We start from the raw sequence: 14634 nt of genomic DNA, 5'->3' as shown, positions 1-14634 counted from the left end.
GGAACACCTCGGCTGGAACTTTGCGACTCACAGGTCGGCACGGTGGCGCATTGTAACGCAAAATCCCAGCGTGGTGCTCGGGCTCCCCGACAGACTCACTGCGTCACGCCGCCGCGACCTGCACTGGCACGCCGTTCAGTGCTGCGTTGCCCGACAGCTCGTCCAACTGCCGCTCATCCGTGAGGTCGTTGGCGCTGGCTCCAGGCTGTGCGCTGGCAATGTTCATGTGTACGCCCGGCCGGTCATGCCCCCAACCGTGGGGCAGGCTGACGACGCCAGGCATCATCTCCAGGCTGGACAGCACTTGCACTTCGATCATGCCGATCCGCGAGCTGACCCGCACCTGCTGCCCATCACTGAGCTGACGACTGGCGAGGTCATCCGGGTGCATCAGCAATTGATGCCGTGGCTTGCCCTTCACCAACCGGTGATAGTTATGCATCCATGAATTATTGCTGCGCACGTGCCGGCGACCGATCAGCAGCAACTCATCGGCCTTGGGCAGCGGCAGGGCCGCAAACCGCGCCAGGTCCGCCAAAATCACTGCTGGCGCCGCCTGCACCCGACCATTGGCGGTTTTCAAGCGCCCTGCCAGGTTGGCCTTCAACGGCCCCAGGTCCAGGCCATGGGGATGCTCGGCCAGCATGGCCACCGACAGTTTATGGCTGGAGGCATCGCCATAGGCGCCCGCCCGCAGGCCAAAATCAATCATCTGCGCTGGTGCCATCGTGGGCTTGAGCGGGTTGCCGGTCCTGGCCGCAAACGCCTGGGCCAGGCCGACGAAAATTTCCCAGTCGTGCAACGCGCCCTCAGGCTTGGGCAGGATCGCCCGGTTGAAGCGCGTGACGTTACGCACCGCAAACATATTGAAGGTGGTGTCGTAGTGATCGTTTTCCAGGGCCGAGGTCGACGGCAGGATCAGGTCGGCATAGCGCGTGGTTTCATTGATATACAAGTCCACGCTGACCATGAACTCCAGGCCGTCCAGCGCCTGCTCCAGTTGCCGCCCGTTGGGTGTGGACAACACCGGATTGCCGGCGACCGTCACCAGTGCGCGGATTTGCCCTTCGCCTTCGGTGAGCATTTCTTCGGCCAGGGCCGACACCGGCAGTTCACCGCTGTATTCGGGGCGCCCGGACACCCGACTCTGCCAGCGATTGAAATGCCCGCCGGAGGTCGCCGCCACCAGGTCCACTGCGGGCTCGGTGCACAAGGCGCCGCCTACCCGATCCAGATTGCCGGTGACCAGGTTGATCAACTGCACCAACCAATGGCACAAGGTGCCGAATGCCTGGGTCGACACCCCCATCCGGCCGTAGCAGACCGCCTTGTCTGGCGCTGCAAAATCCCGCGCCAACTGACGAATCTGTGCCGCCGGGATCGCGCACCGGGCGCTCATGGCCTCGGCGGTAAAACCCTCGACGGCGCGGCGCACCTCATCCAGGCCGTCCACCGGCAGATGGCTGCCACGGGTCAGGTTCTCGGCAAACAAGGTGTTGAGCAGCCCGAACAGTAGCGCCGCATCCCCACCGGGGCGCACAAACAGATGCTGGTCGGCCATGGCCGCCGTCTCACTGCGCCGGGGGTCAACCACCACCACCTTGCCGCCCCGCGCCTGAATCGCCTTCAGGCGCTTTTCCACATCCGGCACGGTCATGATGCTGCCATTGGAGGCCAGTGGGTTGCCGCCCAGGATCAACATGAAGTCGGTCTGGTCGATATCCGGGATGGGCAGCAACAGGCCATGGCCATACATCAGGTGGCTGGAAAGGTGGTGGGGCAGTTGGTCCACCGACGTCGCGGAGAAACGATTGCGCGTCTTCAACTGCCCGAGAAAGTAGTTGCTGTGGGTCATCAAGCCATAGTTATGCACGCTGGGATTGCCCTGGTACACCGCCACCGCATTCTGCCCATGCCGCGCCTGGATGCCGGCCAACCGCTCGGCCACCAGGGTGAAGGCCTCGTCCCACGGGATCGGTTGCCATTCGCTGCCCACCCGCAGCATCGGCTGGTGCAGGCGATCAGGATCATTCTGGATATCCTGCAGGGCCACGGCCTTGGGGCAGATATGACCACGGCTGAAGGTGTCCTGGGCGTCACCCTTGATCGAAGTGATAGCGATGCCGCCGTCCTCGGAGGTGGTGGTTTCCAGGGTCAGGCCGCAGATGGCTTCGCACAGGTGGCAGGCACGGTGATGGAGAGTCTTGGTCATGGCCAGTCTCTTTATTAGGGCTTTGGCCCAACTATGGGCCGCGGCCACTAGCGGCGCCAGCAACGTTCGCCCCGTGAATCAAAGGGCATAGGCCAGGCGATGGCCAAGCATGAGCAAATGTTTCAGAGAGCGTCCGCACGGCCCAGGAAACCGACACAACCCGGCCCCAGACCGCCATCACACATTGCAAAAGGTCGCGACGCCAGTGTACAAATGACCCGCTGCTGTGCGTAAACAGGCCTCAAAAGTGCAATTCCCGCCCCTTTGAACCCCTCTAAAAAACCGTAGCCTATTGGTAAGACGCGACATTTAGTGTCAATATCGCGCCTTCCCCTATTTCGTCGCCCCGTGCGGCTTTCGCCGCAGGTCTCGCCCGTTGTCACAATAAACAAGGCTTTGAGTATCTGCGGTCTGTTGCAAAAAGGTAGTTAATGATGAGCGCAAGGCACTTTCTCTCCCTGATGGATTGCACGCCCGAAGAGCTGGTCAGCGTGATCCGTCGAGGCATTGAGCTTAAAGACCTGCGTAATCGCGGCGTACTGTTCGAGCCTTTGAAAAACCGCGTACTCGGGATGATTTTCGAGAAGTCGTCCACCCGTACCCGCCTGTCCTTCGAAGCCGGCATGATCCAGCTCGGCGGCCAGGCCATCTTTCTGTCGCCACGGGACACCCAACTGGGCCGTGGTGAGCCGATCAGCGATTGCGCCATCGTCATGTCGCGCATGCTCGATGCGGTGATGATCCGTACCTTCGCCCACAGCACTCTCACTGAATTTTCCGCCAACTCGCGGGTGCCGGTGATCAACGGGCTGTCCGATGACCTGCACCCGTGCCAGTTGCTGGCCGATATGCAGACGTTCCTCGAACATCGCGGCTCGATCCAGGGCAAGACCGTGGCCTGGATCGGCGATGGCAACAACATGTGCAACAGCTATATAGAAGCGGCGATCCAGTTCGACTTCCATCTGCGCATTGCCTGCCCTGAAGGCTATGAGCCCAGCGCTGAATTCCTGGCCAAGGCCGACGCCCGCGTACAAATTGTGCGTGACCCGAAAGACGCCATGATCGGCGCGCATCTGGTGAGCACCGACGTCTGGACCTCCATGGGCCAGGAAGACGAAACCGCCAAGCGCTTGGCCCTGTTCGCGCCTTATCAAGTCACCCGTGAGTTGCTCGACCTCGCCGCGCCAGACGTGTTGTTCATGCACTGCCTGCCCGCGCATCGCGGTGAAGAAATCAGCCTCGACCTGTTGGACGACCCGCGCTCCGTCGCCTGGGACCAGGCAGAAAACCGCCTGCATGCCCAGAAGGCCTTGCTGGAGTTCCTGGTCCCACCGGCGTATCACCACGCATGAGCCAGCCACTTCTGCTGAATCTGCGCAATCTGGCATGCGGCTATCAGGACCAACGGGTGGTGCAGAACCTCAATCTGCACCTCAACGCAGGTGATATCGGCTGCCTGCTGGGCTCCTCGGGCTGTGGCAAGACCACCACCCTGCGGGCGATTGCCGGGTTCGAGCCGGTGCACGAAGGCGAAATCAACCTGGCCGGCGAAGTCATCTCCAGTGCAGGGTTTACCCTGGCTCCGGAGAAACGTCGCATTGGCATGGTGTTCCAGGACTACGCACTGTTCCCCCATCTCAGCGTGGCCGACAACATCGGCTTCGGTATCCGCAAACACCCGCACAAAGAGCGCGTGGTCGGCGAGCTGCTGGAGCTGGTCAACCTGAAGAACCTGGGCAAGCGCTTCCCCCACGAACTGTCTGGCGGGCAGCAGCAACGCGTGGCCCTGGCCCGTGCATTGGCGCCGGAACCGCAATTACTGCTGCTCGATGAGCCCTTCTCCAACCTCGACGGCGAACTGCGCCGCAAGCTCAGCCATGAAGTACGGGACATCCTCAAGGCGCGGGGCACCAGTGCGATCCTGGTAACCCATGACCAGGAAGAAGCCTTTGCCGTGAGCGACCATGTAGGCGTGTTCAAGGAGGGCCGCCTGGAGCAGTGGGATACGCCCTACAACCTCTATCACGAACCGCTGACACCTTATGTCGCGAGCTTTATTGGCCAGGGCTATTTCATCCGTGGGCAGTTGATTACGCCGGAATCGGTCACCACTGAACTGGGTGAATTACGCGGCAATCGTGCCTACACCTGGCCAGCCGGCTGTGCAGTGGACGTGTTGCTGCGCCCGGATGACATCGTTTACGCACCGGACAGCGCGCTGAAAGCACAGATCGTCGGCAAGACCTTCCTGGGTGCCTCGACCTTGTACCGCCTGCAGTTGCCGACCGGCGCCCAGCTGGAGTCGATCTTCCCCAGCCATGCCGATCATCAGGTCGGTGTACAGGTCGGGATTCGCGTGGCGGCCGAACACCTGGTGCTGTTCCAGGCCTCGGGGAGCACAGCGGCGCAGATTCCGCAGGTGGAGTCCGGTGTGCGGCGCTATAGCACTGCCAGCTGAAGCAACCAAATCCAAAATGTGAGAGCGGGCTTGTGTGGGAGCGGGCTTGCTCGCGATAGCGGTAGATCAGCCAATATAGAGGTTGACTGACCCACCGTTTTCGCGAGCAAGCCCGCTCCCACATTTAGATTGCCGATACCTTCGAAATTGAAGTCAGGCCCGGCCAATCGGCGCAAATTTACCCTGGGTGTGCTCTGCCAGCACTGCTGCCCCCAACTCTACCTCCAGCCCTCTCCTGCCGGCGCTGACAAAAATTGTCGCAAAAGGCTGGGCACTCACATCGATGAACGTGCGCAAGCGTTTCTTCTGTCCCAACGGGCTGATTCCGCCCAACAAATAACCGGTAGAACGCTGCGCCGCAGCCGGGTCGGCCATCTCGACTTTCTTGACGCCTGCTGCGTGAGCCAGGGCCTTCAAATCCAGACTTCCGACGACTGGCACCACCGCCACCAATAACTCACCTTTTTCGCTGCTGGCGAGCAAGGTCTTGAACACCTGCGCCGGGTCAAGGCTCAACTTTTCCGCGGCCTCCAGGCCATAAGAGGCGGCCTTGGGGTCATGTTCATAACTGTGGATGCGATGTTCGGCGCGAACTTTTTTCAACAAGTCCAATGCGGGGGTCATGGAGGCTCCAGGCTTGGGGAAAACGTGGAAAAGCAGACCGCCGATTCTAGGACAAACCCAGGCAAAACGCTCTAGTGCAGGGCGCCGTGCGGCGAATCCGCGCAGAGCCTGGACCCGCTTGCCGCCCATTCATTTGCCGTGCTGTCGCGATCATTCATCACACTAATAGTTAGAAAATGACCGGCCGTTCACTTTCGACCTTTGACAGCAGTGTTTCTTGTCTATATTTTTTCGTTTCCGAATACTGTACGAATCTTCCCGCAGTGATCGAGCAGTAAGCCATGAACGGGATGGGGATCCTGTCCATGGTGAAAATCGCGCCTTGTCCGTTGTGACAACGCGCCAGACAAGAAAAAAAACCGAGGTTTTCAATGACAACTGCTCTTCAACAGCCTTCACTTTCAAGCCAATGCATGGCCGAGTTCCTCGGCACCGCGCTGCTGATCTTCTTCGGCACCGGCTGCGTCGCTGCGCTCAAGGTCGCGGGTGCCAGCTTTGGCTTGTGGGAAATCAGCATCATCTGGGGGATCGGCGTGAGCATGGCGATCTACCTGAGCGCGGGCATTTCCGGGGCTCATCTCAATCCAGCCGTCAGTATCGCGCTGTGTATTTTTGCCGACTTCGACAAACGCAAACTGCCCTTCTATATCATCGCCCAGGTCGCCGGCGCCTTTTGTTCCGCCGCGTTGGTTTACACGCTCTACAGCAACCTGTTTTTCGATTACGAACAAACCCACCAGATGGTCCGTGGCTCCGCAGCCAGCCTGGAGTTGGCCTCGGTGTTCTCCACCTACCCTCACGCCTTGCTGAATACAGCCCAGGCGTTTCTGGTGGAAATGGTCATCACCGCCATCCTCATGGGCGTGATCATGGCCCTGACCGATGACAATAATGGCCTGCCCCGCGGCCCTCTGGCCCCCTTGCTGATCGGCCTGCTGATCGCCGTCATCGGCAGCGCCATGGGCCCGCTGACCGGGTTTGCGATGAACCCGGCCCGGGATTTCGGCCCCAAACTGATGACGTTTTTCGCCGGTTGGGGTGAAATGGCTTTCACCGGCGGGCGCGACATTCCGTATTTCCTGATTCCGATCTTTGCACCGATTGTCGGTGCCTGCCTCGGCGCTGCGGCCTATCGCGGGCTGATTGCCCGCCACTTGCCCAACGCCGCACCTGCTACAACTGATGCAGCCGACACCGCCGCCAGCGGTAATACCCGAACATCCTGATAACGGTAGCCTGAGCCCTCCTGCCCTTTGCGGCCCAGGCTACTTACCCACTCCCTTTTTCCGTCCAAGGCAATCGACATGACCGACACACAGAATAAGAACTACATCATTGCCCTTGATCAGGGCACCACCAGTTCACGGGCGATCATCTTTGATCGTGACGCCAACGTGGTGTGCACCGCCCAACGTGAATTCGTCCAGCACTACCCGCAAGCCGGCTGGGTCGAGCATGACCCGATGGAAATCTTCGCCACCCAGAGCGCCGTGATGGTCGAGGCCCTGGCGCAAGCCGGCCTGCACCACGATCAGGTCGCCGCCATCGGCATCACCAACCAGCGTGAAACCACGGTGGTCTGGGACAAGATCACCGGCCGCCCGATCTATAACGCCATCGTCTGGCAATGCCGCCGCAGCACCGAGATCTGCCAGCAGCTCAAGCGCGACGGCCACGAGCAATACATCAGCGACACCACCGGCCTGGTCACCGACCCGTACTTCTCCGGCACCAAGTTGAAGTGGATCCTCGATAACGTCGAAGGCAGCCGCGAACGTGCGCGCAATGGCGAGCTGCTGTTCGGCACCATCGACAGCTGGCTGATCTGGAAATTTACCGGCGGCAAGACCCACGTCACCGACTACACCAACGCCTCGCGCACCATGCTCTTCAACATCCACACCCTGGAGTGGGACGCGAAGATGCTGGAGGTGCTGGACATCCCGCGCGAGATGCTGCCAGAGGTCAAGTCCTCCTCGGAAATCTATGGCCGCACCAAAAGCGGGATTGCCATTGGCGGGATTGCCGGCGACCAGCAAGCGGCGCTGTTCGGCCAAATGTGCGTCGAGCCGGGCCAGGCGAAAAACACCTACGGCACCGGCTGCTTCCTGCTGATGAACACCGGCGACAAGGCGGTCAAATCCAAGCACGGCATGCTCACCACCATCGCTTGCGGCCCCCGTGGCGAAGTGGCCTACGCTCTCGAAGGCGCTGTCTTCAACGGCGGTTCCACCGTGCAATGGTTGCGTGACGAGCTGAAGATCATCAATGACGCCCACGACACCGAATACTTCGCCAACAAGGTCAAGGACAGCAACGGCGTGTACCTGGTGCCGGCCTTCACCGGCCTGGGCGCGCCGTACTGGGACCCGTATGCCCGTGGCGCGCTGTTCGGCCTGACCCGTGGCGTACGCGTGGATCACATCATTCGTGCAGCCCTGGAGTCGATTGCCTACCAGACCCGCGACGTACTCGACGCCATGCAGCAGGATTCCGGCGAGCGCCTCAAATCCCTGCGGGTAGACGGCGGCGCTGTGGCCAACAACTTCCTGATGCAGTTCCAGGCCGACATCCTCGGCACCCAGGTCGAACGCCCGCAAATGCGCGAAACCACTGCATTGGGCGCCGCTTACCTGGCCGGCCTGGCCTGTGGTTTCTGGGGCAGCCTGGAAGAACTACGTGGCAAGGCGGTGATCGAGCGTGAATTCGAACCGCAACTGGACGAGCCGGCCAAAGAAAAACTCTACGCCGGCTGGAAAAAAGCGGTCAGCCGCACCCGCGACTGGGAACCCCACGAAGGCGCCGAATAAGCCAAGCGCCGGACCCACTTAGGGTTGTAACTGGCAGGGAGCAGATTCCTGCGTCATCATGGGCCACTTTTTTGTACGGCAGCCCAAAGGACGCCCCATGAATCTGCCTCCCCGTCAGCAGCAAATCCTCGAACTGGTCCGCGAACGCGGCTACGTCAGCATCGAGGAAATGGCGCAGCTGTTCGTTGTCACACCGCAAACCATCCGCCGCGATATCAACCAACTGGCAGATGCCAACCTGCTGCGGCGCTACCACGGCGGCGCGGCCTATGACTCCAGTGTCGAAAACACCGAGTACGCCATGCGTGCCGACCAGATGCGCGATGAAAAACAGCGTATCGGCGAAGCCATTGCCGCACAGATCCCCGATCACGCCTCGCTGTTCATCAATATTGGCACCACCACCGAATCCATTGCCCGGGCGCTGCTCAACCACAGCCACCTGAAAATCATCACCAACAACCTCAACGTCGCCATGATGCTCAGCGCCAAGGACGACTTCGACGTACTGCTGACCGGCGGCAATGTGCGCCGTGACGGCGGCGTGGTGGGCCAGGCCAGCGTGGACTTCATCAACCAGTTCAAGGTCGACTTTGCCCTGGTGGGTATCAGCGGCATTGATGAGGACGGCAGCCTGCTGGACTTCGACTACCAGGAAGTGCGGGTTTCCCAGGCGATCATTGCCAATGCACGCAAGGTGATCCTCGCGGCGGACTCCAGCAAATTCGGGCGCAATGCCATGATTCGCCTGGGGCCGATCAGTTTGATTGATTGCCTGGTCACCGATCAGCCGCCGGTGCCGGCGCTGGTGCAGTTGCTCAATCAGCATAAGATTCGCCTGGAAGTCGTATAAGCCTCCTACTGAATCTCCGGTGCCTGTACTGCCGTCATCGCGGGCAAGCCCGCTCCCACATTGGAATGCGATCAACCTGTGGGAGCGGGCTTGCCCGCGATGGCGACCTATAAGGCAACAACTCTCTTGAGCCAGCACCCGGCTCAATGTTCACAAATTTTCCTTTTTCGGCCCTTCGATGAGTTTTTTCAATCGAAGTCGACTGGCTGCGCCTGCGTTTATGAGCTACCATTTTCGCAAATGAACATTAATGTTCGAATTCAAATATTAAAAATACATCGTGAGGCCCGCCGATGCCCCTTTCTACCTTGCCTGCTCCACCCCTAGCCGAAGTCTATGACGTCGCCGTTATTGGCGGTGGGATCAATGGCGTGGGCATCGCGGCAGACGCGGCCGGTCGCGGCCTGTCGGTTTTCCTTTGCGAAAAGGACGACCTGGCCAGCCACACCTCGTCCGCCAGCAGCAAGCTGATCCACGGCGGCCTGCGCTATCTTGAACATTACGAATTCCGCCTGGTACGCGAAGCCCTGGCAGAGCGCGAAGTACTGCTGGCCAAGGCCCCGCACATCGTCAAGCAGATGCGCTTTGTGCTGCCCCATCGCCCGCACCTGCGCCCGGCCTGGATGATTCGCGCCGGCCTGTTCCTGTATGACCACCTCGGCAAGCGCGAAAAACTCGCCGGCTCCAAAAGCCTGAAGTTCGGCGCCGACAGCCCGCTGAAAAGCACAATCACCAAAGGCTTCGAATACTCCGACTGCTGGGTGGATGACGCGCGCCTGGTAGTGCTCAATGCCATGGCCGCCCGGGAAAAAGGGGCGCATATCCACACCCAGACCCGTTGCGTCAGCGCCCGTCGCAGCAAAGGCCTGTGGCACCTGCACCTGGAACGTGCCGATGGCAGCCTGTTCTCGATCCGCGCCAAGGCCCTGGTGAACGCTGCCGGCCCGTGGGTAGCCAAGTTCATCAAGGATGACCTGAAGCTGGATTCGCCCTACGGCATCCGCCTGATCCAGGGCAGCCACCTGATCGTGCCGAAACTGTACGAAGGTGCCCACGCGCACATCCTGCAGAACGAAGACGGGCGCATCGTCTTCACCATTCCGTACCTCAATCACCTGACCATCATCGGTACCACCGACCGTGAGTACACCGGCGATCCGGCAAAAGTGGCGATTACCGAAGGTGAAACGGACTACATGCTCAATGTGGTCAATGCCCACTTCAAGCAGCAGTTGAGCCGCGACGATATCGTGCACACCTATTCCGGCGTGCGCCCGCTGTGCAACGACGAGTCCGACAACCCATCGGCCATTACCCGCGACTACACCCTGGCGTTGTCGGGCACGGGCGAAGAAGCGCCGATCCTGTCGGTGTTCGGCGGCAAGCTGACCACCTACCGCAAATTGGCCGAATCGGCACTGGCGCAACTGGCCCCGTACTTCCCGCACATCAAGCCAAGCTGGACCGCCAAGGCCAGCCTGCCCGGCGGCGAAGACATGACCACACCAGAAGCCCTGGCCACGGATATTCGCAGCAAGTTCGAGTGGATCCCCAGCGAAATCGCCCGTCGCTGGTCGACGACCTATGGCAGCCGCACCTGGCGCCTGCTTGAAGGCGTGCAATCGCTGGAAGACATGGGGGAGCACCTGGGCGGTGGCCTCTACACCCGGGAAGTCGACTACCTGTGCGCCGAGGAATGGGCGACCCAGGCCTACGACATCCTGTGGCGCCGCACCAAACTCGGCCTGTTCACCACCCCCGACGAGCAGGAGAACCTGCAGCGCTACCTGATCAAGGTCGAGCAGAACCGCAGCAAGATCGAAGCGGCCTGATTAACGAAGCCCCTGCACCGGAAGGTCCAGGGGTTTTTTATGGCCGTCTTCTTAATGTGAAATGCGATCAATGTGGGAGCTGGCTTGCCTGCGATGGCGGACTGACAGTCAATAATGCGACCACTGACGGATGACAATCGACGGTAAGCCAACACCTATGGATTCGGTTTTCCGAACACGCTGCTGTCGCCGATTCGGTTTGCCGGACTTAAACATCGATTAAACAGCGTCACATAAAGTTAATAACCATATAAATCATATAGTTAGACTTTTATTAACGGTCTGGCACGACTCATGCTCTACACTTGCTACGTGTTTGCCTGAGATGCTTCAGGAGCCGTCACAGGCATTCGCTGTATCGAAAGAGCCGTCCAGGCTTCATAAAAAAAACAAATGTCGAGGAAGTATTGATGCGTATCGTTCCCCATATTTTGGGCGCAGCTATCGCTGCCGCTCTGATTAGCACTCCAGTTTTTGCCGCTGAGCTCACCGGCACCCTGAAGAAAATCAAAGAGTCGGGCACCATCACCCTGGGCCACCGCGACGCCTCCATCCCGTTCTCCTACATCGCAGACGGCTCGGGCAAGCCAGTGGGCTACTCCCACGACATTCAACTGGCCATCGTCAAGGCTGTCGAGAAAGACCTCGGCATGAAAGAAGGCGAGTTGAAGGTCAAATACAACCTGGTCACCTCGCAAACCCGTATCCCGCTGGTGCAGAACGGCACCGTGGACGTTGAATGTGGTTCCACCACCAACAACGTCGAGCGTCAGCAACAAGTCGACTTCTCCGTCGGCATCTTCGAAATCGGTACCCGTCTGCTGTCCAAAAAGGACTCGACCTACAAGGATTTCGCTGACCTCAAGGGCAAGAACGTCGTAACCACCGCCGGTACCACGTCCGAGCGCATCCTCAAGTCCATGAACGCTGACAAGCAAATGGGCATGAACGTCATCTCCGCCAAGGACCACGGTGAATCCTTCCAGATGCTGGAAAGCGGCCGTGCCGTTGCCTTCATGATGGACGACGCACTGCTGGCCGGTGAAATGGCCAAGGCCAAGAAGCCAACCGACTGGGCCGTGACCGGCACCCCACAATCCTTCGAAATCTACGGCTGCATGGTTCGCAAAGGCGATGCCCCGTTCAAGAAAGCTGTGGATGACGCCATCGTCGCTACCTACAAGTCCGGCGAAATCAACAACATCTACACCAAGTGGTTCAGCTCGCCGATCCCACCAAAAGGCCTGAACCTGATGTTCCCGATGAGCGACGAACTCAAGGCCCTGATCGCCAACCCGACTGACAAAGCGGCTGACGACAAAACGGCTGAAAAAAAGTCCTGATTCCGAACTAACCTTATCCCCTGAGGGAGCCAACCCTCCCTCAGGTGTCTGTTACTACCTGCTGGCATTATTTGGAACACTCGACCTGGCGGTTTCCGAGCCGATCTTGTGTGCCTGACGTTCACCGTCAGGCGGGAATGGATTTTCCCCAAGCGGGTGCTTGTACATCGATCGATTTCGGGGGAGACCCTAATGAATTACAACTGGGACTGGGGCGTATTCTTCAAGTCCACCGGCGTGGGCAGCGAGACCTATCTCGACTGGTTCATCTCCGGTTTGGGCTGGACCATCGCCATCGCCATCGTGGCCTGGATCGTCGCCTTGCTGCTGGGCTCGATGCTGGGTGTGATGCGTACGATGCCTAACCGCCTCGTGGCCGGCATCGCGACCTGCTATGTAGAACTTTTTCGTAACGTGCCGCTGCTGGTTCAGCTGTTCATCTGGTACTTCCTTGTACCCGACCTGCTGCCGCAGAACCTGCAGGACTGGTACAAACAAGACTTGAACCCGACCACCTCGGCCTACCTGAGCGTTGTCGTGTGCCTGGGCCTGTTCACCGCCGCCCGCGTATGTGAACAAGTGCGTACCGGCATCCAGGCGCTGCCCCGTGGCCAGGAAGCCGCCGCGCGCGCCATGGGCTTCAGCCTGTCGCAGATCTACTGGAACGTGCTGCTGCCCCAGGCCTACCGGATCATCATTCCGCCGCTTACCTCGGAGTTCCTCAACGTCTTCAAGAACTCCTCCGTGGCGTCCTTGATCGGCCTGATGGAGCTGTTGGCGCAAACCAAGCAGACCGCCGAATTCTCGGCCAACCTGTTCGAAGCCTTCACCCTGGCCACGCTGATCTACTTCACCCTGAACATGAGCCTGATGCTGCTGATGCGCCTGGTCGAGAAGAAAGTCGCAGTGCCCGGCCTGATTTCCGTGGGGGGTAAATAATGGAATTCGATTTCAGCGGCATTATCCCGGCCATCCCCGGCCTGTGGAACGGCATGGTCATGACCTTGAAGCTGATGGTCATGGGCGTGGTCGGCGGCATCATCCTCGGCACCATCCTGGCGTTGATGCGCCTGTCCTCCAGCAAACTGCTGTCGCGCGTGGCTGGCGCCTATGTGAACTACTTCCGCTCGATCCCGCTGCTGCTGGTGATCACCTGGTTCTACCTGGCGGTGCCGTTCGTATTGCGCTGGATCACCGGCGAAGACACGCCAATTGGTGCATTCACCTCCTGCGTCGTGGCGTTCATGATGTTCGAGGCGGCGTACTTCTGTGAAATCGTGCGGGCCGGCGTGCAGTCGATCCCCAAGGGCCAGATGGCTGCTGCACAAGCGATGGGCATGACCTACGGCCAGACCATGCGCCTGATCATCCTGCCCCAGGCGTTCCGCAAGATGACCCCGCTGCTGTTACAGCAGAGCATCATCCTGTTCCAGGACACCTCGCTGGTCTACACCGTGGGCCTGGTGGACTTCCTCAATGCTTCGCGCGCCAATGGCGACATCATCGGGCGTTCCAATGAGTTCCTGATCTTCGCCGGTGTCGTCTACTTCATCATCAGCTTTGCCGCCTCGCTGCTGGTCAAGCGTCTGCAAAAAAGGTTTGCCGTATGATCTCTATCAAGAATATCAACAAGTGGTATGGCGACTTCCAGGTGCTGACCGATTGCAGCACTGATGTCAAAAAAGGCGAAGTGATCGTGGTGTGCGGGCCGTCCGGCTCGGGCAAATCCACCCTGATCAAGTGCGTCAACGCCCTGGAACCGTTCCAGAAAGGTGACGTCGTGGTCGACGGCACTTCGATTGCCGACCCGAAGACCAACCTGCCAAAACTGCGCTCGCGCGTCGGCATGGTGTTCCAGCACTTCGAACTGTTCCCGCACATGACCATCATCAAGAACCTGACCGTCGCGCAGGTGAAAGTGTTGGGTCGCAGCGAAGAAGAGGCCAAGAAGAAAGGCCTGCAATTGCTGGAGCGTGTGGGTCTGTCGGCGCACAAGGACAAGCACCCTGGCCAACTGTCCGGCGGCCAGCAGCAGCGCGTGGCGATTGCCCGTGCACTGGCCATGGACCCGATCGTCATGCTGTTCGACGAACCGACCTCGGCCCTGGACCCGGAAATGGTCAACGAAGTACTGGACGTGATGGTGCAACTGGCCCAGGAAGGCATGACCATGATGTGCGTGACCCACGAAATGGGCTTCGCCCGTAAAGTGGCCGACCGCGTGATCTTCATGGACGCCGGCAAGATCATCGAAGACTGCCCCAAAGAGGAGTTCTTCGGTGATATCAGCGCCCGTTCCGAACGTGCGCAGCACTTCCTCGAAAAAATCCTGCAGCACTAAAAAAGCCGCAACTCGCTCCTCTGCTGTAGGAGCGAGCTTGCTCGCGAAAAACTCAAGGGCACCGCGTTCATTCAGGATGCACGCGTCATCGTTGGCGTTTTTCGCGAGCAAGCTCGCTCCTACAAGAAGCAGGCAAGCTGTAGCTGACCCAAGGCATC

General features: G+C 59.7%; 12 protein-coding genes. 10 read left to right on the top strand and 2 right to left on the bottom strand.

The window, feature by feature from the left end; translation table 11 throughout:
* Nucleotides 1-103 precede the first annotated feature (103 nt).
* Nucleotides 104-2212 (bottom strand): molybdopterin oxidoreductase family protein, encoded by a 2109-nt coding sequence (locus tag KL786_RS01955; protein WP_215516548.1) that lies wholly within the window; start codon nucleotides 2210-2212, stop codon nucleotides 104-106.
* Between the two features lie 434 nt (nucleotides 2213-2646).
* Between KL786_RS01955 and argF the strand changes: the two genes are divergently transcribed.
* Together argF and KL786_RS01945 are read left to right on the top strand one after the other, a co-directional pair.
* Nucleotides 2647-3567: an ornithine carbamoyltransferase gene (gene argF / locus KL786_RS01950; protein WP_215516547.1), complete on the top strand. Its 921-nt coding sequence runs from the start codon at nucleotides 2647-2649 to the stop codon at nucleotides 3565-3567.
* Nucleotides 3564-4673: an ABC transporter ATP-binding protein gene (locus tag KL786_RS01945; RefSeq protein WP_215516546.1), complete on the top strand. Its 1110-nt coding sequence runs from the start codon at nucleotides 3564-3566 to the stop codon at nucleotides 4671-4673. Before argF ends, KL786_RS01945 begins: the two co-directional genes overlap by 4 nt.
* Nucleotides 4674-4826: 153 nt before the next feature.
* On the opposite strand, the gene ybaK is transcribed toward KL786_RS01945, so the two are convergent.
* A complete protein-coding gene (gene ybaK, locus KL786_RS01940; protein WP_032859903.1) occupies nucleotides 4827-5297 on the bottom strand; it encodes a Cys-tRNA(Pro) deacylase in 471 nt (156 codons plus the stop codon).
* A 371-nt stretch (nucleotides 5298-5668) separates the two neighbouring features.
* Between ybaK and KL786_RS01935 the strand changes: the two genes are divergently transcribed.
* From KL786_RS01935 to KL786_RS01900, 8 genes are all read left to right on the top strand, one after another.
* On the top strand, nucleotides 5669-6523 hold the full coding sequence (locus KL786_RS01935; protein ID WP_032859904.1) for an MIP/aquaporin family protein: 855 nt from the start codon (nucleotides 5669-5671) through the stop codon (nucleotides 6521-6523).
* A 78-nt stretch (nucleotides 6524-6601) separates the two neighbouring features.
* Nucleotides 6602-8107 (top strand): glycerol kinase GlpK, encoded by a 1506-nt coding sequence (gene glpK / locus KL786_RS01930; RefSeq protein ID WP_090291916.1) that lies wholly within the window; start codon nucleotides 6602-6604, stop codon nucleotides 8105-8107.
* A 97-nt stretch (nucleotides 8108-8204) separates the two neighbouring features.
* Nucleotides 8205-8960: a DeoR/GlpR family transcriptional regulator gene (locus tag KL786_RS01925; protein ID WP_032859906.1), complete on the top strand. Its 756-nt coding sequence runs from the start codon at nucleotides 8205-8207 to the stop codon at nucleotides 8958-8960.
* 293 nt (nucleotides 8961-9253) lie between these two features.
* Complete coding sequence (gene glpD / locus KL786_RS01920; RefSeq protein WP_032859907.1) at nucleotides 9254-10792, top strand: glycerol-3-phosphate dehydrogenase; 1539 nt, start codon at nucleotides 9254-9256, stop codon at nucleotides 10790-10792.
* 410 nt (nucleotides 10793-11202) lie between these two features.
* The gene (locus KL786_RS01915; protein WP_029295166.1) at nucleotides 11203-12135 is read left to right on the top strand and encodes a glutamate/aspartate ABC transporter substrate-binding protein; all 933 of its coding nucleotides are present in this window, start codon (nucleotides 11203-11205) and stop codon (nucleotides 12133-12135) included.
* 192 nt (nucleotides 12136-12327) lie between these two features.
* Complete coding sequence (locus KL786_RS01910; RefSeq protein ID WP_032859908.1) at nucleotides 12328-13074, top strand: amino acid ABC transporter permease; 747 nt, start codon at nucleotides 12328-12330, stop codon at nucleotides 13072-13074.
* Complete coding sequence (locus tag KL786_RS01905) at nucleotides 13074-13745, top strand: amino acid ABC transporter permease (protein ID WP_032859909.1); 672 nt, start codon at nucleotides 13074-13076, stop codon at nucleotides 13743-13745. The genes KL786_RS01910 and KL786_RS01905 overlap by 1 nt, the downstream gene beginning before the upstream one ends.
* The gene (locus tag KL786_RS01900) at nucleotides 13742-14476 is read left to right on the top strand and encodes an amino acid ABC transporter ATP-binding protein (protein WP_032859910.1); all 735 of its coding nucleotides are present in this window, start codon (nucleotides 13742-13744) and stop codon (nucleotides 14474-14476) included. Before KL786_RS01905 ends, KL786_RS01900 begins: the two co-directional genes overlap by 4 nt.
* Nucleotides 14477-14634: the final 158 nt, after the last annotated feature.

Source organism: Pseudomonas sp. TAE6080, from assembly GCF_018732265.1.
Taxonomy (GTDB): Bacteria; Pseudomonadota; Gammaproteobacteria; order Pseudomonadales; family Pseudomonadaceae; genus Aquipseudomonas; species Aquipseudomonas brenneri.
This window is presented reverse-complemented; position numbering and strand designations above follow the sequence as displayed.

Bases quoted from the DNA above. Each gene is read 5' to 3' on its own strand.
- KL786_RS01910 (WP_032859908.1), top strand. From the start codon at position 12,328: ATGAATTACAACTGGGACTGGGGCGTATTCTTCAAGTCCACCGGCGTG.
- ybaK (WP_032859903.1), bottom strand. From the start codon at position 5,297: ATGACCCCCGCATTGGACTTGTTGAAAAAAGTTCGCGCCGAACATCGC.
- KL786_RS01900 (WP_032859910.1), top strand. From the start codon at position 13,742: ATGATCTCTATCAAGAATATCAACAAGTGGTATGGCGACTTCCAGGTG.
- KL786_RS01945 (WP_215516546.1), top strand. From the start codon at position 3,564: ATGAGCCAGCCACTTCTGCTGAATCTGCGCAATCTGGCATGCGGCTAT.
- argF (WP_215516547.1), top strand. From the start codon at position 2,647: ATGAGCGCAAGGCACTTTCTCTCCCTGATGGATTGCACGCCCGAAGAG.
- glpD (WP_032859907.1), top strand. From the start codon at position 9,254: ATGCCCCTTTCTACCTTGCCTGCTCCACCCCTAGCCGAAGTCTATGAC.
- KL786_RS01915 (WP_029295166.1), top strand. From the start codon at position 11,203: ATGCGTATCGTTCCCCATATTTTGGGCGCAGCTATCGCTGCCGCTCTG.
- KL786_RS01905 (WP_032859909.1), top strand. From the start codon at position 13,074: ATGGAATTCGATTTCAGCGGCATTATCCCGGCCATCCCCGGCCTGTGG.
- glpK (WP_090291916.1), top strand. From the start codon at position 6,602: ATGACCGACACACAGAATAAGAACTACATCATTGCCCTTGATCAGGGC.
- KL786_RS01955 (WP_215516548.1), bottom strand. From the start codon at position 2,212: ATGACCAAGACTCTCCATCACCGTGCCTGCCACCTGTGCGAAGCCATC.
- KL786_RS01935 (WP_032859904.1), top strand. From the start codon at position 5,669: ATGACAACTGCTCTTCAACAGCCTTCACTTTCAAGCCAATGCATGGCC.
- KL786_RS01925 (WP_032859906.1), top strand. From the start codon at position 8,205: ATGAATCTGCCTCCCCGTCAGCAGCAAATCCTCGAACTGGTCCGCGAA.